Source organism: Streptomyces sp. NPDC053513 (assembly GCF_044544765.1).
Classification (GTDB): domain Bacteria; phylum Actinomycetota; class Actinomycetes; order Streptomycetales; family Streptomycetaceae; genus Streptomyces; species Streptomyces litmocidini.
Map to the genome: position 1 here is coordinate 165,494 of NZ_JBITXP010000005.1, position 20,241 is coordinate 185,734.

Here is a 20,241-nt window from a genome sequence, read left to right on the forward strand (position 1 = left end):
GGGAGCGGTCGATCTCGGACGGCCCATGCGACAGAATGTCGCCGTGCCTTTTCTGCTGCTGATCGAGGACGACGACGCCATCCGCACGGCCCTCGAACTCTCCCTGTCCCGGCAGGGCCACCGGGTGGCCACCGCCGCGACGGGTGAGGACGGTCTCCAGCTGCTGCGCGAGCAGCGGCCGGACCTGGTCGTGCTCGACGTCATGCTGCCCGGCATCGACGGCTTCGAGGTCTGCCGGCGGATCCGCCGGACCGACCAGCTGCCGATCATCCTGCTGACCGCCCGCAGCGACGACATCGACGTGGTCGTCGGCCTGGAGTCCGGCGCCGACGACTACGTCGTGAAGCCGGTGCAGGGGCGGGTGCTCGACGCCCGCATCCGGGCCGTGCTGCGGCGCGGGGAGCGCGAGTCGACGGACTCGGCGACGTACGGCTCCCTGGTGATCGACCGTTCGGCGATGACGGTCACCAAGAACGGCGAGGACCTCCAGCTCACCCCGACCGAGCTGCGGCTGCTCCTGGAGCTGAGCCGGCGGCCCGGGCAGGCGCTGTCCCGCCAGCAGTTGCTGCGGCTCGTGTGGGAGCACGACTACCTGGGCGACTCGCGGCTCGTCGACGCCTGTGTGCAGCGGCTGCGCGCCAAGGTGGAGGACGTGCCGTCCTCGCCGACGCTGATCCGTACGGTGCGCGGGGTCGGCTACCGGCTGGACGTTCCTGCGTGAGCAAGGGGATCTACGCGCGGCTGCGGCTCTCCAGCCTGCGGCTGCGGCTCGTCGTCGTCTTCGCCCTCGTCGCGCTCACCGCGGCCGTCGCCGCCTCCGGCATCGCGTACTGGCTCAACCGCGAGGCGGTGCTGACGCGCACCCAGGACGGGGCGCTGGGCGACTTCCGGCAGGAGATGCAGAACCGGACGGCGACGCTGCCGCTCCGGCCCACCCAGGACGACCTGCGGCGGACCGCCGAGCAGATGGCGTCCGGCAGCGCCGCGGACTACCAGGTGCTGCTGCTCGGCGAGCGGGACGCGGGCAAGCCGATCGTGGGCGCCTCGGACCCGGACGACTTCACCCTGGCCGACGTGCCGCGCTCGCTGCGGGAGGCCGTGGACACGAAGCGGCCGGTGACGGACGCCAATCCGTACCCGTACCACCTGTTCTGGCAGCGTACGGAGCGGAACGGGACGCCGTACCTGGTCGGCGGCACGCGGATCGACGGCGGCGGGCCCGCCGGGTACATGTTCAAGTCGCTGGCCGCGGAGAAGGCCGATCTGAACTCGCTCGCCTGGTCGTTGGGGATCGCCACCGCCCTCGCGGTGGCCGGCTCGGTGCTGCTCGCGCAGGTCGCGGCGACGACCGTGCTGCGCCCGGTGCACCGGCTGGGCGAGGCGGCCCGGCAGCTCGGCGAGGGCAAGCTCGACACCCGGCTGCGGGTCTCCGGCGCGGACGAACTGGCCGACCTCTCCCGTACGTTCAACAGCGCGGCCGAGTCGCTGCAGAAGAAGGTCGCGGACATGAGCGCGCGGGAGGAGTCCTCGCGGCGTTTCGTGGCCGACATGTCGCACGAGCTGCGGACCCCGCTGACCGCGCTGACGGCCGTCACCGAGGTCCTGGAGGACGAGCAGGACTCCCTGGACCCGATGATCGCCCCGGCGGTGGCGCTCGTGGTGAGCGAGACCCGGCGCCTCAACGACCTGGTGGAGAACCTGATGGAGGTGACCCGCTTCGACGCGGGCACCGCGCGGCTCGTCCTCGACGACGTGGACATCGCGGACCAGATCACCGCGTGCATCGACGCGCGGGCCTGGCTGGACGCGGTGGAACTCGACGCGGAGCGCGGGATCGTGGCGCCGCTCGACCCCCGGCGCCTCGACGTGATCCTGGCGAACCTCATCGGCAACGCGCTCAAGCACGGCGGTTCGCCGGTGCGGGTCTCGGTCCGCACGGAGGAGGACGAGCTGGTCATCGCGGTGCGGGACCACGGCCCCGGCATCCCGGAGGAAGTGCTGCCGCACGTCTTCGACCGCTTCTACAAGGCGAGCGCGTCCCGGCCGCGGTCCGACGGCAGCGGGCTCGGCCTGTCCATCGCCATGGAGAACGCGCTGATCCACGGCGGTTCGATCACGGCGTCGAACTCGGTCGGCGAGGACGGGAAGGTCGACGGCGCGGTGTTCGTGCTGCGGCTGCCGCTGGACGCGTCGGGGATCACCCGCGAGGTGCAGACCCGCAGCAGTCAGGGCGAGGTGGAGGAAGCATGAGGCGCCGCACTCTGATTCTGGTGGCCGCGCTGGCCTCGCTGGTCACCGGCTGCGGCATCCGGACCACGTCGGTCCCGGTGGACGCGGGCGCGGCCCCCTCCCGGGTGCCGTGCAGCACGACCGAGGACGGTACGACGGAGGCGGCGGCGCAGGGCGTGCCGATCCGGGTGTTCCTGGTCTGCGGCTCCCAGCTGGAGGCGGTGGACCGGCGGACGCCGCTGCCGGAGGAGAAGGTGCCCGGCGATCCGGTGCGGACGGCGGGGAGACTGCTCGCGCAGCTGCTCGCCGCGCCGTCGGAGGGCGAGCGGCAGGCCGGCTTCACGACGGAGGTCCGCGGGCCGCTGACGGTCGGCGGCGGGCGCCCGGGCGACCCGTCGGGCACGCTGCGGCTGAGCCGGCAGCCGGAGGACCTGGCGCCGACGGCGCTGTCGCAGCTCGTCTGCACGTTCGCGGACAGCTCGGCGGGAGCCGGCGGGCACACGGCTGTGCTGGGCGGGCCGGGGGCGTACGCGCCGAAGCGGTACCGGTGCACGACGGAACTCCGCGAGCGCCCCGACTCCACCCCGCCAACGGCCCCGACGCTCCCCTGACCCCACCTACCGGGGCCCCGCGATGCCCTTCCCGCGTAGGGCCCGCGCACGCCGGGACGGTGCCCCTCCCCGTGTGAGGCCCGCGCCTTGCGGGGCGGTGCCCCCGCCCGTGTGGGCAGTCGTCCCGCTGGGGCGGGACGGGTGGGCACACGGGACGGCGCCCTTAGCGGCGCCTCCGCGTCCCGCGCCTGAACCCGCACCACGAGCCGGGTGCACCTAGGGGTGCGGGTCAGGGCACATGAGCCTCTGGCGCCGGCAAGGGCGCGGGTCCGTTGTGCCCACCCGTTCCGCCCCAGCGGAACGACTGCCCACAACGGGGGGCGGCGGGGCACCGCACCGGCGGGCGCGCGCCCGCAACCGGGGCGGCGCCCCGGTGGGCGGGCTCGCAGCGGGGTGGGAGACGTGGTGGCGGAACCGATTTTGCTGTTCGGGGCGTCTTGGGGGGCGTGCAGCGTCAAGGTTCGGGCGGCAGTGCCGCCGTGGTCGTCCGCGTGGCGGGGTTCGTCCTCCTCCTCGCGCATCTGCTGCTCGTCGCCTGGTTCAGCCTGCGTCCACGCGACGTGGCCTGGGTGACCGCGCCGAACACGATCCCGCTGCACGGCCTCCGCACCGTCCTCGCGCTCGGCGGCGCCGAGGCGGCCCGGCTGATCGGCGAGGGCCTGCTGCTCCTGGCCCCGCTCGGGGTGCTGCTCCCGATGGCGGACGGACGGCTCCACGTCTCCGGGTGGGCCTCCCTGACCCGTACGACCGCCGCGGGCGCGCTGGTGTCGCTGGCCGTGGAGCTGCTGCAGACCGCGGTGCCGGGTCAGGTGGTGGACGTGGACTCCGTGCTCCTGAACACCGCGGGGGTCGCGCTGGCGCACCTCCTGGTGGTCCCGGCCGGCCGGACCCGGCTGCGACGCAGGTGGGAGGCGGGGAGGTCGTCCTCCTCCGCGGGGAGCACCCCGGACGGCGGTTCCCCTCAGGGTGCGACCCCGACGATTTCCAGGGTCCCGATCGCCCCGTAGACCGACGCTTCGTCCCCCTTCCCGGCAGGAGTATGGAGTCATCGGGAGCCCGGAGGAGCGGCTCCCGGACCTACTCCGAAGGAGCCCACCATGGCCGCACTGACCCGCCCCCGTGACGGACGCGTGCTCGGCGGAGTGTGCGCGGCGCTGGCCCGGCGCTTCGGCACCTCCGCGACGACGATGCGCCTGATCTTCCTGGCCTCGTGCCTGCTGCCGGGCCCGCAGTTCCTGATCTACCTGGGTCTGTGGATCTTCCTGCCGGCGGAGAAGAGCGCGAGCACGGCCTGGTAGTCGCCGCCACCGGCGCACACCGAAGGGGCGCGTACCCGATCGCCGGGTGCGCGCCCCTTCCGCGTGGTGCGGTGCCGGTCAGCCGAGCGGCAGGCCGTTCAGCGGCAGGCCGCCGAGGAGGCCGCCGAGCGGGGTGGCGCCGAGGCCGCCGGCGGCGGCGTCGAGCGGGAGGTTCTGGGTGGCCTGGCCCGCGGCGGCCGGGAGGGTCTTCACACCCTGGTCGACTCCCTGGCCGAGGGCGCCCTGGCCGGCGCCGAGGGACTCGGCGGCGCCGTCGGGGAGGGTGGTGAGGCCGTCACCGAGCGGGACGGCCTGGGTCACCGTGCCCAGCGCGTCGGCGTCGAGCGGCAGGGCCGGTGCTGCGGAGGCCGTGCCGGCGGCGGCAGCGGCGAAAGCGGCACCGAGAGCGGCGACACCGAGCTTCTTGGCGGCAGACTGCTTCATCAGAAAATCTTCCTTGGGGAATCCGGGGGCTTCGGGAAAAGCCGGGAGGGGAAATCCTGGGAATGGGGAATCGAGAGCGGCTCTGCAACCTAACCAGCGAACGTCGCCTTCGCAAACACCGGAAAGCGGCCGGGTGTCGCCTCACCCCGGCCGCTCCCGCCCCCTCCATGAGGCGCTTCTCAGCCCGCCGTACGGGAAGACTCGCTGGTCGTGGCAGTCTGCTGGAACAGCCATTCGGACTTCAGCTCGGCATAGCCGGGCTTGATCACCTCGTTGATCATGGCGAGTCGTTCATCGAAAGGAATGAACGCTGATTTCATCGCATTGACCGTGAACCACTGCATGTCGTCGAGCGTGTAGTCGAATGCGTCGATCAGCAGCTCGAATTCCCGGCTCATGCTCGTCCCGCTCATCAGCCGGTTGTCGGTGTTGACCGTGGCCCGGAAGTGGAGCGTGCGGAGCAGGCCGATGGGGTGCTCGGCGATCGAGGCGGCGGCGCCGGTCTGGAGGTTGGAGGAGGGGCACATCTCCAGCGGGATCCGCTTGTCCCGGACGTAGGCCGCGAGGCGGCCGAGGCGGACGGAGCCGTTGTCGGCGACCTCGATGTCGTCGATGATCCGGACGCCGTGGCCGAGCCGGTCGGCACCGCACCACTGGAGCGCCTGCCAGATGGAGGGCAGTCCGAAGGCCTCGCCGGCGTGGATCGTGAAGTGGTTGTTCTCCCGCTTGAGGTACTCGAAGGCGTCGAGGTGCCGGGTGGGCGGGTAGCCGGCCTCGGCGCCGGCGATGTCGAAGCCGACGACGCCGGAGTCGCGGTAGCGGTTGGCGAGTTCGGCGATCTCCAGGGCGCGGGCGGCGTGCCGCATGGCGGTCAGCAGGGCGCCGACCCGGATGCGGTGGCCGTCGGCCCTGGCCCGCCGCTCGCCCTCGCGGAAGCCCTCGTTGACGGCCTCCACGACCTCTTCGAGGGTGAGCCCGCCCTCCAGGTGCTGCTCGGGGGCGTACCGCACCTCGGCGTACACGACGCCGTCCTCGGCGAGGTCGACGGCGCACTCGGCGGCGACGCGGAAGAGGGCGTCCCGGGTCTGCATGACGGCGCAGGTGTGCGCGAAGGTCTCCAGGTACCGCTCCAGGGAGCCGGAGTCGGCGGCTTCGCGGAACCAGATGCCGAGCTTGTCGGGCTCCGTCTCGGGGAGTTGCTCGTAGCCCTGCTCCCGGGCGAGTTCGATGATCGTGCCGGGGCGCAGTCCGCCGTCGAGGTGGTCGTGGAGCAGCACCTTCGGGGCACGGCGGATCTGGTCCGCGGTGGGGACGTTGGGGGTCTGGCTCGTCATTTCCGCACTCTAGCCCCTACGCGCGTAGAACACCTCCCGTGGCGCCGTTTTTTCCTGGCGGGGCGCGGACCGGCCCGTCTAGCGTGCCCGCATGACCTCGACCTCGTCCCCGGCCGCGTCCGAACTCCCGCGCGTCCACCGCTTCCTGTCCGACTTCTTCCGCCGCCAGGCGGCCCGCACCGTCGACTTCCCGGGCGCCTTCGCGGTGCTCGACGACGCCTACAGGCACTCCCGGGGCAACAACCACGTGCTCGTCGACGGGGCCGTGGACCCGGAGGCGCTCCCCGGGTACGTGGAGGAGGCGCTCGCCCATCTCCCGTACCGCTTCTCCTACGTCCTCGACGAGACGGTCGCCGAGGCCTGCCGGGCGCCGATGGAGCGGGCCGGGTACCGGGAGGGCACCACCCTGCTCATGGCGCACACCGGCCCGGTGCCGGAGCACGGCGGGGCGCGGGAGGTCGGCTTCGACGAGCTGCGCGGGCCGGTGGCCGCCTCCTGGCCGCGGTTCGCCCCGGCCGCGGCGCCGGAGCACATCCGCGACCTGGTGGAGCGGCGGGTGGCCCGGGTGCGCGGCGCCGACGTCGTGCGGTTCTTCGCCGTGCACACGCCGGCGGGCGAGGTGGCCGCGTGGGTCGACCTGTACATGGACCCGGCGACCGGGGTGGCGCAGATCGAGGACCTGGTGACCGTGGAGGCGCACCTCGGGCAGGGGTACGCGGGGAGGGTGCTGGACACGGCGCTGCGCGAGGCCGCCGACGCGGGCTGCTCGACCCGCTTCCTCACCGCCCACGCGGACGACTGGCCGCGCCACTGGTACGGCCGGAAGGGCTTCACGACCATCGGCTCGATGGCGCGCTTCGAACGGGTCTGACGCGCACGGCCGTTCGAGCCCGCGGGGCGACGCGGCGACGCGGCGGCGGCGATACGTAACAGAGACCGCGCGTACGACTGCCGTACACCTCCGCTTCTGAGACTGTTCTGTCATGGCGCACTTCGCACTCGTGGGGCCGCCCGAGGCACGGAGACCCCGGCTCGGACGGCCCGTTGGAGGTTCCCGCACGTCGGCGGCGGTGGGCGGTGTGGTGCTGCTCCTGCCGGACGGCGAGCCCTTGTCGGCGCGGCGGGCCTCCGCGCGGGCGCACGCGGCGATGCTTCCGCTGGGGCGCGGCCTGGCCCGGGCGGGGCGGTCCGAGGAGCTCGCCGCGCACGTGGTGCGCTACCGGGCACGCGGCTGGAACGGGGCGGACGCGGACCTCGTGGCGGACGCCTCCTGGGCGGTCGCGGAGGTGGTACGGCGCTACGGCGACGTCCCGGTCTGTCTGGTCGGCCACGGGATGGGGGCGCGGGCGGCGCTGCGGGCGGCCGGGCATCCGGCGGTCGCCGCGGTGCTCGCGCTCGCGCCGTGGCTGCCGGAGGACGACGTGGCGGCGGAGCCGGAGCCGGTGCGGCAGCTGGTGGGCCGCAGGGTGCTGCTCGTGCACGGCACGAACGACGCGCGGACGGACCCGGAGCTGTCGTTCCGGTTCGCCGAGCGGGCGAAGAAGGCGAACCGGGAGACCTGCCGCTTCGAGGTCCACTCGGACGGCCACGCGCTGCGCCAGTACGCGGCTGAGGTCCGGGCCCTGGCGGCGGACTTCACACTGGGCGCCCTCTTCGGCCGTCCGGTCTCCCGGCCGGTGACCGACGCGATGGCGGCTCCCCCGCCGCTCGGTCTGCGGATGCCCCTGGCGGCGGGCTTCGGCGGCGGCCTGGGCGCGCGCCGGCGCTGAGAGGGGCGGCGGGGCCCGGGGCCCTGCGGGGACCGTGCCGGCGCCGAGGAGGTCGGCGGGGCCCCGGCTCACGCCGACGCCGAGGGATCCCGGCCGGGTCCGGGGCCCTGCGGGGCCTACGCCGACGCCGAGGGGTCCCCCAGGGCCGGAGGCGACGGTTCCTTCGGCAGCAGGTGGCCGCGCCTGCTCAGCAGGAACTTCTTGAAGGCTGCCACCGGGGCCGTGTCCGGGTGGCCGTCGAGCCAGGCCACGCCGATCTCGCGGACCGCCCGCGGCGCGGTGACGGTGAGCTCGACGACGCCGGGGCGGGGGACGGCGGGCGGCGGCAGCAGCGCGACGCCGAGGCCGGCGGCGACGAGGCCGCGCAGGGTCTCGGCCTCCTCGCCCTCGAAGGCGACCCGCGGCTTGAAGCCGGCCTCCGCGCACAGGTCGTCGGTGATGCGGCGGAGCCCGTACCCCGGCTCCAGGGTCACGAAGGTCTCGTCCGCGGCCTCGGCGAGCCGCACCCGCTTGCGGCCCGCGAGCCGGTGGTCGTCCGGGACGACGAGCCGCAGCCGCTGTTCGTCGAGGCGCCGGGCCACCAGGTCGGGGGCGTCCGGCACGGGCGAGGTCAGGCAGAGGTCGAGGTCGCCGGCGCGCAGCCGCTCGATCATGGCCTCGCCGTAGTTCTGGACGAGGGTGAAGCGGATCCTCGGGTGGTCGACGCGGAAGGCTCGGATGAGGCCGGGGACGGTCTCGGAGCCCATGGTGTGCAGGAAGCCGAAGGCGACGCGTCCCGCGGCCGGGTCGGCGTCGGCCCGTACGGTGTCGGCGGCCCGCTCCACCTCGGCGAGGGCCCGCTCGGCGGCGGTGAGGAAGCGGCGGCCGGCCGGGGTGAGGGAGACCGTGCGGCCGCGCCGGGCGAAGAGGGTGACGCCGAGGTCCTGTTCGAGCCGGACCATGGCCCGCGAGAGCGTCGACTGCGGCACGCCCATCTCGGCGGCGGCGCGGGTCACGTGCTCGTGCCGGGCGACGGCGGCGAAGTACGCGAGCCGCGGCGCGAGCAGCGCTCCCATGTCTTCTTCGTTACTGTTCGGTGACAGGCGGGGCTGTGACCTGTACTCATGCACCATGGGAACGATTACAGCAGTTCCGTGCATTGGACGCATGAACCGGACCGGCCTACGTTCGTGACATGCCTTCCGCCAGTACCAAGGCGGCCGCCACCATCGCGTCCGCCGACACCCGCCTCGCCCCCGGCACCCCCGGCCACCGCCGGATGAGCCTCGCGCTCTTCGCCGCCGGACTGGCCGCCTTCGCCCTCCTCTACTCCACGCAGGCCCTCCTCCCGGCCGTCTCGGCCGAGTTCGGCGCCACCGCCTCCGCCGCCTCCTGGACGGTCTCCGCCGCCACCGGCGCCCTCGCCCTCTGCGTCCTGCCGCTCAGCGCCCTCTCGGAGCGCTTCGGGCGGCGCGCGATGATGACGGCCTCCCTCTCGGTCGCGGTCGCCGTGGCGCTGCTCGTGCCGCTCGCCCCGAACCTGGCGTCCCTGATCGCGCTCCGCGCCGTCCAGGGCGCCGCGCTGGCCGGGCTCCCGGCCTCCGCGATGGCGTACCTCGCCGAGGAGGTGCGGCCCAGGGCGCTGATCGGCGCGATCGGCCTCTTCGTGGCGGGCAACTCGATCGGCGGCATGAGCGGTCGGCTCGTGACCGGCTGGGTCGCGCAGATGTGGGGCTGGCGCGCCGGTCTGGCCGCCGTCGGCCTGACCTCCCTGGCCTGCGTGCTCGTCTTCCGGGCGCTGCTCCCGAAGGCCCGGCACTTCACCCCCGGCACGCTGAACCCGAAGGCGCTGGCCCGGACCGTCCGGGGCCACCTCGCCGACCCGCTGCTCCTGCGCCTGTACGTGATCGGCGCGCTGTTCATGACGGTCTTCGGCGCCGTGTACACGGTGATCGGCTACCGCCTCGTGGAGGCGCCGTTCTCGCTGCCGCAGGGCGTGATCGGCTCGATCTTCCTGATCTACCTGGTCGGCACGGTCTCCTCGGCGGCGGCCGGGAAGCTGGTCGGCCGGACGGGCCGGCGCGGCGCGCTCTACCTGGCGGTCTCCACGACGGCGGCGGGCCTGCTGCTCTCGCTGTCCGACTCGCTCGCCCTCGTCCTCGCGGGCCTGGTCCTCATCACGGCCGGTTTCTTCGCGGGCCACGCGGTCGCCTCCTCCTCGGTGAGCCGCACGGCGAAGACGGGTCGCGCGCAGGCCTCGGCGCTGTACCAGTCCGCGTACTACCTGGGCAGCAGCGCGGGCGGCACGCTCGGCGCGATCGCCTTCCACGCGGGCGGCTGGGCGGGCACGGTCCTGATCGGCCTGGTCGCGGTCCTCGGGGTCGTCTCGGTCACCCTGTACGGCACGCACAGCGCGCGCGTCGAGGCGCGGCGGCTGCGGCTGGCGGCCTGACCCGGTTCGTCCTCTCCCGCACGGACCCTGCAACCGTCACACTCCCCCGTACGTCCTCAAGGACAGGGACTCGAGGGGGAGTTGACGATCATGAAACGAATCGCTCGGCACATGGGCAGAAGGGCGGCCGTCGCCGCCGGCATCACCTCGCTGGTGGTGCCGATGACGATCGCGCTCGGTGCGGCTCCGGCGCAGGCGGCGTCCTGCAACGTGACGACGGGGCCGTACCAGAAGCAGGTGGAGAAGTTCCTCGGACGGCCGGTCGACGGACGGCAGTCGCTCGCCGACTGCAAGGCCATCCAGGCGTTCCAGGCGAAGCACGGCATCACCCCGACCGTCGGCTACGCCGGACCGGTCACGTGGCGCACCATGAACACCATGCTCCAGCAGAGGGCCGCGGGCACCAACCCCAACCGCTCGGGCGCCTGCCCGACGAACAAGGGCCGGATCGCCTGCGTCGACCTGACCCGCCAGCTCAGCTGGATCCAGGACGGCGCGCGCCTCAAGTACGGGCCGGTGCCGGTCCGCACGGGCAAGGACGGCACCGAGACCCGTACCGGCGCCAAGAAGATCTACTGGCGGAACATCAACCACTGGTCGACGCTCTACCACGTCTCCATGCCGTACTCGCAGTTCTTCGACGGCGGCCAGGCCTTCCACTCGACCACCAAGTCCATGTGGAACCCGCCGGGTTCCGGCGGCTGCGTCAACATGCGGCCGGCGGACGCGAAGGCGTACTGGAACCTGCTCAGGAACGGCGACGACGTGTTCGTCTACGGACGCAAGCCGGGAACCTGACCCCGGCTGTCAGTCCGCTGCGGTAGCTTCCCTCTCATCGGCACCGAACGGGTGCCGATGAGGGGTGAGTGGGGTGTGGACCCGATGAGCGACGCCGCGACCGCGACGACCGAAGATCTCGACAAGTACCGCAGGGAGCTGACCGGTTACTGCTACCGGATGCTCGGATCCTCCTTCGAGGCGGAGGACGCGGTGCAGGACACGATGGTCCGCGCCTGGAAGTCCATCGGCTCCTTCGAGGGCCGCTCCTCGCTGCGGTCCTGGCTGTACCGGATCGCCACCAACGTCTGCCTGGACGCGCTGAACGCGGGGAACAGGAGAGCACGGCCCATGGACCTGACCGGGCCGACGCCCGTCGCGCAGGCGCAGCTCGTCAAGCAGCCGGAGATCACCTGGCTGGAGCCGATCCCGGACGGGCGGGTGATGCCGAGCGCCGGTGACCCGGCGGAGACGGCGCTCTCCCGGGAGTCGGTCCGGCTCGCCTTCGTGGCCGCGCTCCAGCACCTGCCGCCCAAGCAGCGGGCCGTGCTCATCCTGCGCGAGGTCCTCGCGTGGAAGGCGAGCGAGGTCGCCGAGCTCCTCGGCACCTCCGTCGCCTCCGTCAACAGCGCCCTCCAGCGGGCCCGCGCGACCCTCGCCGAGCAGGCGCCGGCCGCCTCCGACCCGGCGAACCCGCTGGACGAGGAGCAGCAGGCGCTCCTGGAGCGCTACGTCGCGGCCTTCGAGGGCTACGACATGAAGGCGCTGACGGCGCTCCTCCACGAGGACGCGACGATGTCCATGCCGCCGTACGACCTGTGGCTCCAGGGCCACGAGAACATCGTCGGCTGGATGCTGGGCGTCGGCGACGTGTGCCGGGGCTCGAAGCTGGTCCCGACCGTGGCGAACGGCGCGCCGGCCTTCGCCCACTACCACCCGGACCCGGAGGGCGGCTACAGCCCGTGGGCGCTGATCGTCCTGGAGCTGCGGGACGGCAAGGTCGCCGGGATGGACTTCTTCCTGGACACCGAGCGCTGGTTCCCGCTCTTCGACCTGCCGGCGCGGCTAGAGGCCTAGCGTTTCGGCAAGGCCTGTGAGGAGGAGCAGGGTCCGTAGCTCGGGCCCCGCTCCCTCGAACCGGATCCGGTGCCCCTGCCGCCCGGCGGCGAGCTTCAGCCGGGCGAGGGCGTCGACGGCGGCGAGGTCGGCGGCCGCGAGCGCGCCGACCTCGCAGACGACCTCGCCGGGCGGGGCGGCGGCGAGCTCGGCGCAGAGCCGGGCCAGCTCCTCCCTGGTGGGATGGGCGGGCAGGGTCACGACGAGGGGCTGACTGGTGTCCACACCCCTCTGACCGCCGGCGTGCCCGGAACTCATCGCCAGGGGCGGGACCGGGCGCCGCTGTTCATGTGACGGGGAACTCGGCGGTGTCGAGGGTGAGGTCGAAGGGGGCGGGGAGGTGGATCTTCTCGCCGAACGGAACCGCGCGGAGAACGCGGTAGACATCGCCCTTCGGCTCACCGTAGAGGGTCACGGTGGGCCCGCCTGGGGCGTGGCGATCGATGAGGAGGTAGAGCGGCACACCGGCCTCGGCGTATCCGGCAGCCTTCGTGATCCGGTCAGTACTCGCATTGGACGGCGAGGTGACCTCGACGACGAGTTCTCCCACTGCGGCGGGGACGAGATGGCCGGGTCCATCCACTTCTGCCAGAGGGGCGACAAGCAGGTCCGGAACGAAGGCGCTCATGCGAGTCGGGATCGCGACGGACTGCGTTTGGTAAACGCCCCACTCCTCGGGGATCGCGGCCGTGAGTCGCCTCAGAACCCTGTAGGCGATGTTGTTGTGCCGGGCGGATGGGGTGGGTGACACGGTGATGATCCCCTCGATGATCTCCACCTTGCAGCCCTCAGGTGCGTCCGTTTCCTCCCAGATCCGGACCACGTCGTCCCACCCGTAGTCATAAGACGAGTGGTCGACGGTGAGTGCGCTCATGGCGGTCTCCTCTATCGGTGCGTCACCGATCCCAGCATGCCGAACGGGACCGGTGGGGGTCCACCGGTCCCGTTCGCCCGAAGGTGTCAGAGGAATATGCAGCCCTACGCGATGCGGTCCAGGACGATCGGGTTCGGGGTGAACGCCGTGCCCTCCGGCGCGATGTCCCAGGCCTCCGACAGGGCCTTCAGGGCGTAGTCGAACTTCTCCGGGGTGTCCGTGTGGAGGGTGAGGAGCGGCTGGCCCGCCGTCACCGTGTCGCCCGGCTTCGCGTGGAGCTCGACGCCGGCGCCCGCCTGCACCGGGTCCTCCTTGCGGGCGCGGCCCGCACCCAGGCGCCAGGCGGCGATGCCGATGTCGTACGCGTCGAGGCGGGTGAGGACACCGGTCGACGGGGCCGTGACGACGTGCTGCTCGCGGGCGACCGGGAGGGTCGCGTCGGGGTCGCCGCCCTGGGCAGCGATCATCCGGCGCCAGACGTCCATCGCCGAGCCGTCGGCGAGGGCCTTCGCCGGGTCGGCGTCCTTGATGCCGGCGGCGGCCAGCATCTCGGCCGCCAGGGCGATCGTCAGGTCGACGACGTCCTTCGGGCCTCCGCCGGCGAGCACCTCGACGGACTCGCGGACCTCCAGGGCGTTGCCGGCGGTGAGGCCGAGCGGGGTCGACATGTCGGTGAGGAGCGCGACCGTCTTCACGCCGCTGTCGGTACCGAGGCCGACCATCGTCCGCGCCAGCTCACGCGCGTCCTCGATGTTCTTCATGAAGGCGCCGGTGCCGACCTTGACGTCCAGGACGAGCGAGCCGGTGCCCTCGGCGATCTTCTTCGACATGATCGAGGAGGCGATGAGCGGGATGGCCTCGACCGTGCCCGTGACGTCGCGGAGCGCGTACAGCTTCTTGTCCGCCGGGGCCAGGCCGTCGCCCGCCGCGCAGATGACCGCGCCCGTGGTGTCGAGGACGTGCAGCATCTCCTCGTTGGAGAGCAGCGCGCGCCAGCCGGGGATGGACTCCAGCTTGTCGAGGGTGCCGCCGGTGTGGCCGAGGCCGCGGCCGGAGAGCTGCGGCACGGCCGCGCCGCAGGCCGCGACGAGCGGGGCGAGCGGCAGGGTGATCTTGTCGCCGACGCCGCCGGTGGAGTGCTTGTCGGCGGTGGGGCGGGAGAGCGCGTCGAAGTTCATGCGCTCGCCGGACGCGATCATGGCGGCGGTCCAGCGGGCGATCTCCGTGCGGTTCATGCCGTTCAGCAGGATGGCCATGGCCAGGGCGGACATCTGCTCGTCGGCGACCACACCGCGGGTGTACGCGTCGATGACCCAGTCGATCTGCTCGGGGCTCAGCTCGCCCTTGTCCCGCTTGGTGCGGATGACGGAGATGACGTCCATGGTGTGCCTCTTTCTACGCGCATAGAGGGGGGAGGAAAGGGGAGCGACCCTCCCATCGTGCCGGAAGGGTCGCTCCGAGGTGCTACTTGGCGAGGTGGTCGGGCCCGAAGGCCTGCGGGAGCATCTCGGCCAGGGTCAGGAACCCCGCCGGGGTCTCCAGGACGAGCTCGGGGCCGCCGAACTCGTACAGGAGCTGACGACAGCGCCCGCACGGGACCAGGGACTCGCCCCGGCCGTCCACGCACACGAAGTGCGTCAGGCGCCCGCCGCCGGTCGCCTGGAGCTGGGAGACGAGTCCGCACTCGGCGCACAGGCCGAGGCCGAAGGAGGCGTTCTCCACGTTGCAGCCGGAGATCACCCGCCCGTCGTCCACGAGGGCCGCCGCGCCGACCGGGTAGCCCGAGTACGGGGCGTACGCGTGGGACATCGCCTCGCGGGCGGTCTCCCGCAGGAGGTCCCAGTCGGGCCCGGGAGGGGCGGGCGTCACTTGCCCTGGCCCTTCCGGTACGGCAGGCCGTCCGCCTTGGGCATCCGCAGGCGCTGCGCCGAGAGGGCGAGGACCAGCAGCGTGGTGATGTACGGGGCGGCGTCGACGAACTGGCTCGGGACCTCGTCGGTCAGGAAGTACCAGAGGAAGAAGGCGGCGGAGAAGGCGGCGGAGATGGCCGCCACCACGTACTTCTTCTTGTACAGCTGCCACAGCGCGGCGATCACCAGGAGCAGCGCGACGAGCAGCAGCAGCGCGTGGACGTTCTCGGCGCCGCCGCGGATCTTGAGGCTGTCGGTGAAGCCGAAGAGGCTCGCGCCGAGCGCCATGCCGCCGGGCATCCAGTTGCCGAAGATCATCGCGGCGAGACCGATGTAGCCGCGGCCGCCGGTCTGCCCCTCCTGGTAGATGCCGGTGGAGACGATCGCGAGGAAGGCGCCGCCGAGGCCGGCGAGGCCGCCGGAGACGACGACGGCGATGTACTTGTACTTGTAGACGTTGACGCCGAGGGACTCGGCCGCGACCGGGTTCTCACCGCAGGAGCGCAGCCGCAGGCCGAAGGCCGTGCGCCAGAGCAGCCACCAAGTGGCCGGGATGAGCAGGGCGGCCACGATCGTCAGCAGCGACAGGTGGGTGACCAGGCCGCCGAGGATGCCGGCGATGTCCGAGATCAGGAACCAGTGCTTCTGCTGGAGGTCGATCAGCCCGTCCGAGAGTCCCGGGATGGTGATGTCGGTGATCTGGTCGATCCGCGGGGACTGCTTGGAGGAGCCGCCCTCGGCCTCGGCGAAGGTGAAGTTCGACAGGTACTGGGTGAAGCCGACCGCGAGGATGTTGATCGCCACACCGGAGACGATGTGGTTCACGTTGAACGTCACGGTGATGATCGCGTGCAGGAGGCCGCCGAGCGCGCCGCCGAGGATGCCGACGACGACACCCGTCCACGGGCCCCACTGGTAGCCGGCCCAGGCGCCGAACCAGGTGCCGAGGATCATCATGCCTTCGAGGCCGATGTTCACGACGCCCGCGCGCTCGGCCCACAGACCGCCGAGACCGGCCATGGCGATCGGCACGGCGAGCTGGAGCGCGCCGGAGATCTGGCCGACGGAGGTGAGGTCGTCGGCCCCGGAGACGACGCGGACCAGCGAGAAGAGCACGAGGCCGGCCGCGACGATCAGCAGGATCCAGGGCCAGGTCAGCTTGCGGCGTCCGGCCTTCTTGGGTGCGGCGCTCGGCTTGGCAACGGTGCCGGTGCTCATGCCGCCACCTCCTTGTCGGTCTTGATGGCGCCGCCGGCGGCGAGCTCCTCGCCGACCTTCTGCTGCTGGCGGCGGAGGCCGTAACGGCGGACGAGCTCGTAGGAGACGACCACGGCGATCACGATGATGCCCTGCATGATCTGCGTGATCTCCTTCGGATACCCCGCGATGTCCAGGCTGGAGGACGCCTTCTCGAGGAACGCGAAGAGGAGGGCTGCGAAGAGGATGCCGACCGGGTGGTTGCGGCCGAGCAGCGCGACGGTGATGGCGGTGAAGCCGACGCCGACCGGGAAGGCGAGGCTGTACGTGTGCGACTCGCCGAGCAGGATCGGCATGCCGGCCAGACCGGCGAGACCACCCGAGATCAGCATCGCGGTGAGGATCATCTTCTTGGCGTCGACGCCGCTGGCCTGGGCCGCGGACTCGCTCTCACCGGTGGCGCGCAGGTCGAAGCCGAAGCGGGTGCGGTTGATGACGAACCAGTAGACGACGCCGAGCGCGAGCGCGACGAAGGTGAAGCCGTAGATCTGGCCGCCCTCGCCCATGTCGATGCCCGGGAACCAGCCGGACTCGGGGATCTGACCGGTGGTGAGGTCGTTGGAGCCGGCGGGCTGGACGCCGAAGTTCTTCGGCAGGATCAGCCAGGCCACCAAGGAGGTGGTGATGGCGTTGAGCATGATCGTGGAGACGACCTCGGAGACACCGCGGGTGGTCTTCAGAATGCCCGCGATGCCGGCCCAGAGAGCACCGGTCGCGACGGCGACGAGCACGATGACCAGGATGTGCAGCGGACCGGGCAGGTCGACGGCCGCGCCGACGAGCGCCGAGACCATCGCAGCGAGGCGGTACTGGCCCTCGACGCCGATGTTGAAGAGGTTCATCCGGAAGCCGATGGCCACGGCCAGGGCCGCCAGATAGAGGATCGCGGTGTAGTTGACGATCAGGACCTGGACGTCGGAGTACCCGGCGTTCTCGATCATCAGGCGGATCGGCTCGATCGGGTCGAGGCCCGTCGCGAGCAGCACCAGGACGGTGAGCACGAAGGACGAGACCAGCGCGAGCACGGGGCCGGCGGCCCCGATGATCAGCTTGTCCTTGTCGATTTTCATCATCGGGCGTCACCGTCTTCGGACTGCTCTTCGGTGCCTTCGAGGCGGCCGGTGGCTGCGCCGGTCATGGCGGAGCCCAGCTGCTCGGGCGTGATGGTGGCGGGGTCGGCGTCGGCGACCAGCTTGCCGCGGTACATGACGCGGAGGGTGTCGGACAGGCCGATCAGCTCGTCGAGGTCGGCGGAGATCAGCAGCACCGCGAGGCCCGCGCGGCGGGCGTCCCGGATCGCGTCCCAGATCTGCGCCTGCGCGCCGACGTCCACGCCGCGGGTGGGGTGGGCGGCGATCAGGAACTTCGGGTTGTGGCTCATCTCGCGGCCGACGATCAGCTTCTGCTGGTTGCCTCCGGAGAGGGAGGCCGCGGTGACGTCGATGCCGGGCGTGCGGACGTCGTACTCGCGCACGATCCGCTCGGTGTCCTTGCGGGCGGCCTTCGGGTCGAGGATGCCGCGCTTGGAGTTGGGGGCCTCGGTGACGTGGCCGAGGATGCGGTTCTCCCAGAGGGGGGCCTCCAGGAGCAGGCCGTGGCGGTGGCGGTCCTCGGGGATGTAGCCGATGCCGCCCTCGCGGCGCTTGCGCACGGAGACCGCGGAGATGTCCTCGCCGTCGAGGCGGATGACGCCCGCGTCGGGCGAGTTCATGCCCATGAGGGCCTCGATGAGCTCGGTCTGGCCGTTGCCCTCGACACCGGCGATGCCGAGGATCTCGCCCTTGTGGATGGTGAGCGAGATGTCGTCGAGGAGCTTGCGGCCCGCGCCGACCTCCTGGACGGCGACCGCACCGGACGGGTCCGGCGGGGCGGCGGTGGTGAGCGGGGCCGCCGCGGCGGCGCCGGCCTCGGTCAGGGTCAGGCCCTCCACCTGGAGCATCGGGACGTCCGTGACCGTCGACTCGCGGGTCTCCGGCGAGGGCAGCTCGCTGCCGACCATCAGCTCGGCGAGCTGCTTGGTGGTGGCGGTCTTCGGGTCGGCGGTGCCGACCGTGGTGCCCCGGCGGATGACGGTGATGTCGTCGGCGACCTTCAGGACCTCGCCCAGCTTGTGCGAGATGAAGATGACCGTGAGGCCCTCGGACTTGAGCTCGCGCAGGTTGTCGAAGAGCGCGTCGACCTCCTGCGGGACGAGGACGGCGGTCGGCTCGTCGAGGATGAGGATCCTCGCGCCGCGGTAGAGGACCTTGAGGATCTCCACGCGCTGCCGCTCGGCGACGCCGAGGTCCTCGACGAGTGCGTCGGGGCGGACCCCGAGGCCGTACGCGTCGGAGATCTCCTTGATCTTCTTCCGCGCCTTGGCGCCGATGCCGTGGAGCTTCTCGCCGCCGAGGACGACGTTCTCCAGGACGGTGAGGTTGTCGGCGAGCATGAAGTGCTGGTGCACCATGCCGATGCCGCGGGCGATGGCGTCACCGGGGGTGGAGAAGGTGACCTGCTCGCCGTCGACCGCGATGGTGCCCTCGTCCGGCTTCTGCATGCCGTAGAGGATCTTCATGAGGGTCGACTTGCCGGCACCGTTCTCGCCGATGAGGGCGTGCACGGTGCCCTTGCGGACGGTGATGGCGATGTCCTTGTTGGCGACGACGCCGGGGAAACGCTTGGTGATGCCGTGCAGTTCTACGGCAGGGGGGCTGGACGCGTTGATGACGCACTCTCCTTGGCCGGAAGGAGTGGGAGCGGGAGGGCAGGGCGGGGCGAAGTTATCGTGCCAGGGAGACATCTACGCGCGTAGCGCTGCCGAAAAATGAAAACCCGTACGGGAATGGGCCCAGGGCCCGGGATCCGGCGGGGGTGCCATCGGATCCCGGGCCCGGGCTCAGGTCGTGACCTGACGCCCTTACGGAGCGGTCTTGACCGTGATCTTGCCGTCGACGATGTCCTTCTTCGCCTTGTCCACCGCGGCGATGAGGTCCGTCATCTTCGTGTACGCCGGGTTGGAGTCGGCCAGGCCGACGCCGTTGGCGGCGAGGCCGTAACGGATCTCACCGCTCTGCGGCTTGCCGTCCTTGACCGACTTGATCACGTTGAAGACCGAGCCCGAGACGTCCTTGGTGACCGAGGTCAGGATGTGCTCCTTGTACGCGGCCAGACCCGCCTGCTTGTACTGGTCGGAGTCGACGCCGATGGCCCACTTGCCCGCGGTGGCGGTGGCCTCGATGGCGCCGGCGCCGGCGAGACCGGCGGCGGCGTAGATCACGTCGGCGCCCTTGTCGAGCTGGCCCTCCGCGGCGGCCTTGCCGAGGTCGGGCTTCGAGAAGCCGTCGAAGTTCGGCGGCTGGGTCAGGTACTGGGTGAGCACCTTCGCCTTGGGGTTGGTGTCCTTGACGCCCTGCGTGAAGCCCGCCTCGAACTTCTTGATCAGCGGGACCTCGACGCCGCCGATGAAGCCGACCGTGCCGGACTTGGACGCCTTGGCGGCGGCGACGCCGGCCAGGTAGGAGCCCTGCTCCTCGTTGAAGACGAGGTTGGCGATGTTGGGGCCGGTCTTCGACGTGTCGTCGATGAGGCCGAAGGTGGTCTTCGGGAAGGACTTGGCGACCTTCTCGATGGCCGGGGCGTAGGAGAAGCCGACGCCGATGACCGGGTTGTTCCCGGCGCGGGCCAGCGAGGTGAGGCGCGCGACCTTGTCGGCGTCGCTCTCGCCCTGCGACGGCTCGGCCTCGGAGCCCTTGACGCCGAGCTCGGCCTCGGCCTTCTTCAGGCCGGCGTAGGCGGCGTCGTTGAACGACTGGTCGCCACGGCCGCCGATGTCGTACGCGATGGCGGCCTTGAGGGCGCCCGACGCCGAGGACGAGCTGGAGCTCGAACCCGTGTCGTTGGACGACTTGCCGCACGCGGTGGCGGACAGCGCGAGCGCCGCGGAGGCGATGCCCACGGTCGTGATCCTGGTGATCCGGCGCAAGAGGAGGGTCCCTTCAAGACTGACCGAAAGCGCCTCTTCCGGCGCTGGTTTCGCGGCGATCGTAACGCGCGTAGATGTCAGTTAAAGACCCGTTCATGAGTCGTTATCGGATCGTCGCGAACCGGCCAGTCGAGGCGACCGGGGGCGTTCGGCCCGGTACCGCCGGTTATACCGTCGGAGACGGACTCCCGAACAGGGGTCGGGAGGCGACGCGCCGGGCACTGGGC

The 20,241-nt window shown here is 71.9% G+C and carries 21 protein-coding genes; 10 read left to right on the top strand and 11 right to left on the bottom strand.

All coding sequences use genetic code 11. The features are described 5' to 3' along the window. The first annotated feature begins 43 nt into the window (after nt 1–43). From afsQ1 to ACIGW4_RS10900, 5 genes are all read left to right on the top strand, one after another. Entirely contained in the window at nt 44–721 is a 678-nt protein-coding gene (gene afsQ1, locus ACIGW4_RS10880) for a two-component system response regulator AfsQ1 (protein WP_017239746.1), read from the top strand. Next, nucleotides 718–2,250 (top strand): HAMP domain-containing sensor histidine kinase, encoded by a 1,533-nt coding sequence (locus tag ACIGW4_RS10885; protein WP_123455012.1) that lies wholly within the window; start codon nt 718–720, stop codon nt 2,248–2,250. Before afsQ1 ends, ACIGW4_RS10885 begins: the two co-directional genes overlap by 4 nt. Further along, the gene (locus ACIGW4_RS10890) at nt 2,247–2,840 is read left to right on the top strand and encodes a hypothetical protein (RefSeq protein ID WP_123455010.1); all 594 of its coding nucleotides are present in this window, start codon (nt 2,247–2,249) and stop codon (nt 2,838–2,840) included. Before ACIGW4_RS10885 ends, ACIGW4_RS10890 begins: the two co-directional genes overlap by 4 nt. 446 nt (nt 2,841–3,286) lie before the next feature. Next, nucleotides 3,287–3,847, top strand: a complete 561-nt coding sequence (locus tag ACIGW4_RS10895) for a VanZ family protein (protein ID WP_123455008.1) — start codon at nt 3,287–3,289, stop codon at nt 3,845–3,847. Between the two features lie 90 nt (nt 3,848–3,937). Further along, complete coding sequence (locus ACIGW4_RS10900; protein WP_123455006.1) at nt 3,938–4,138, top strand: PspC domain-containing protein; 201 nt, start codon at nt 3,938–3,940, stop codon at nt 4,136–4,138. Between the two features lie 78 nt (nt 4,139–4,216). Here ACIGW4_RS10900 and ACIGW4_RS10905 read toward each other — a convergent pair whose 3' ends face one another. Together ACIGW4_RS10905 and ACIGW4_RS10910 are read right to left on the bottom strand one after the other, a co-directional pair. Continuing rightward, nucleotides 4,217–4,582 carry a hypothetical protein gene (locus tag ACIGW4_RS10905; protein ID WP_123455003.1) on the bottom strand — a complete coding sequence of 122 codons (366 nt, stop codon included), beginning with the start codon at nt 4,580–4,582 and terminating at the stop codon, nt 4,217–4,219. 179 nt (nt 4,583–4,761) lie between these two features. Further along, entirely contained in the window at nt 4,762–5,916 is a 1,155-nt protein-coding gene (locus tag ACIGW4_RS10910) for an adenosine deaminase (protein ID WP_123455001.1), read from the bottom strand. A 91-nt stretch (nt 5,917–6,007) separates the two neighbouring features. On the opposite strand from ACIGW4_RS10910, the gene ACIGW4_RS10915 reads away from it, so the two are divergent. Both ACIGW4_RS10915 and ACIGW4_RS10920 read left to right on the top strand, forming a co-directional pair. Further along, nucleotides 6,008–6,787 (top strand): GNAT family N-acetyltransferase, encoded by a 780-nt coding sequence (locus tag ACIGW4_RS10915; protein ID WP_359589752.1) that lies wholly within the window; start codon nt 6,008–6,010, stop codon nt 6,785–6,787. Between the two features lie 112 nt (nt 6,788–6,899). Continuing rightward, the gene (locus tag ACIGW4_RS10920; RefSeq protein ID WP_399579791.1) at nt 6,900–7,685 is read left to right on the top strand and encodes an alpha/beta hydrolase; all 786 of its coding nucleotides are present in this window, start codon (nt 6,900–6,902) and stop codon (nt 7,683–7,685) included. 116 nt (nt 7,686–7,801) lie between these two features. Here ACIGW4_RS10920 and ACIGW4_RS10925 read toward each other — a convergent pair whose 3' ends face one another. Further along, on the bottom strand, nt 7,802–8,797 hold the full coding sequence (locus ACIGW4_RS10925; protein WP_123454994.1) for a LysR family transcriptional regulator: 996 nt from the start codon (nt 8,795–8,797) through the stop codon (nt 7,802–7,804). Between the two features lie 62 nt (nt 8,798–8,859). Between ACIGW4_RS10925 and ACIGW4_RS10930 the strand changes: the two genes are divergently transcribed. The 3 genes from ACIGW4_RS10930 to ACIGW4_RS10940 all read left to right on the top strand — a co-directional run bounded on the left by ACIGW4_RS10930 (nt 8,860) and on the right by ACIGW4_RS10940 (nt 11,970). Next, a complete protein-coding gene (locus tag ACIGW4_RS10930) occupies nt 8,860–10,116 on the top strand; it encodes an MFS transporter (RefSeq protein WP_123454992.1) in 1,257 nt (418 codons plus the stop codon). Between the two features lie 90 nt (nt 10,117–10,206). Further along, nucleotides 10,207–10,914 (top strand): L,D-transpeptidase, encoded by a 708-nt coding sequence (locus tag ACIGW4_RS10935; RefSeq protein ID WP_123454990.1) that lies wholly within the window; start codon nt 10,207–10,209, stop codon nt 10,912–10,914. An 84-nt stretch (nt 10,915–10,998) separates the two neighbouring features. Beyond that, the gene (locus ACIGW4_RS10940; RefSeq protein WP_399579794.1) at nt 10,999–11,970 is read left to right on the top strand and encodes a sigma-70 family RNA polymerase sigma factor; all 972 of its coding nucleotides are present in this window, start codon (nt 10,999–11,001) and stop codon (nt 11,968–11,970) included. On the opposite strand, the gene ACIGW4_RS10945 is transcribed toward ACIGW4_RS10940, so the two are convergent. From ACIGW4_RS10945 to ACIGW4_RS10980, 8 genes are all read right to left on the bottom strand, one after another. Then, complete coding sequence (locus ACIGW4_RS10945; RefSeq protein ID WP_398710302.1) at nt 11,959–12,234, bottom strand: STAS domain-containing protein; 276 nt, start codon at nt 12,232–12,234, stop codon at nt 11,959–11,961. The two genes, ACIGW4_RS10940 and ACIGW4_RS10945, sit on opposite strands and share 12 nt — an antisense overlap. 61 nt (nt 12,235–12,295) lie before the next feature. Beyond that, nucleotides 12,296–12,883, bottom strand: a complete 588-nt coding sequence (locus ACIGW4_RS10950; protein ID WP_399579796.1) for a Uma2 family endonuclease — start codon at nt 12,881–12,883, stop codon at nt 12,296–12,298. Between the two features lie 104 nt (nt 12,884–12,987). Beyond that, nucleotides 12,988–14,265 (bottom strand): thymidine phosphorylase, encoded by a 1,278-nt coding sequence (locus ACIGW4_RS10955; RefSeq protein WP_123454985.1) that lies wholly within the window; start codon nt 14,263–14,265, stop codon nt 12,988–12,990. 82 nt (nt 14,266–14,347) lie between these two features. Beyond that, nucleotides 14,348–14,752 (bottom strand): cytidine deaminase, encoded by a 405-nt coding sequence (locus ACIGW4_RS10960; protein WP_398710298.1) that lies wholly within the window; start codon nt 14,750–14,752, stop codon nt 14,348–14,350. Beyond that, nucleotides 14,749–16,011, bottom strand: a complete 1,263-nt coding sequence (locus ACIGW4_RS10965; RefSeq protein WP_123454980.1) for an ABC transporter permease — start codon at nt 16,009–16,011, stop codon at nt 14,749–14,751. Before ACIGW4_RS10965 ends, ACIGW4_RS10960 begins: the two co-directional genes overlap by 4 nt. Continuing rightward, nucleotides 16,008–17,123 (bottom strand): ABC transporter permease, encoded by a 1,116-nt coding sequence (locus ACIGW4_RS10970; protein WP_123454978.1) that lies wholly within the window; start codon nt 17,121–17,123, stop codon nt 16,008–16,010. The genes ACIGW4_RS10965 and ACIGW4_RS10970 overlap by 4 nt, the downstream gene beginning before the upstream one ends. Beyond that, nucleotides 17,120–18,832 (bottom strand): ABC transporter ATP-binding protein, encoded by a 1,713-nt coding sequence (locus tag ACIGW4_RS10975; RefSeq protein ID WP_398710296.1) that lies wholly within the window; start codon nt 18,830–18,832, stop codon nt 17,120–17,122. The genes ACIGW4_RS10970 and ACIGW4_RS10975 overlap by 4 nt, the downstream gene beginning before the upstream one ends. A gap of 117 nt (nt 18,833–18,949) precedes the next feature. Next, complete coding sequence (locus ACIGW4_RS10980) at nt 18,950–20,014, bottom strand: BMP family protein (RefSeq protein ID WP_123454973.1); 1,065 nt, start codon at nt 20,012–20,014, stop codon at nt 18,950–18,952. Nucleotides 20,015–20,241: the final 227 nt, after the last annotated feature.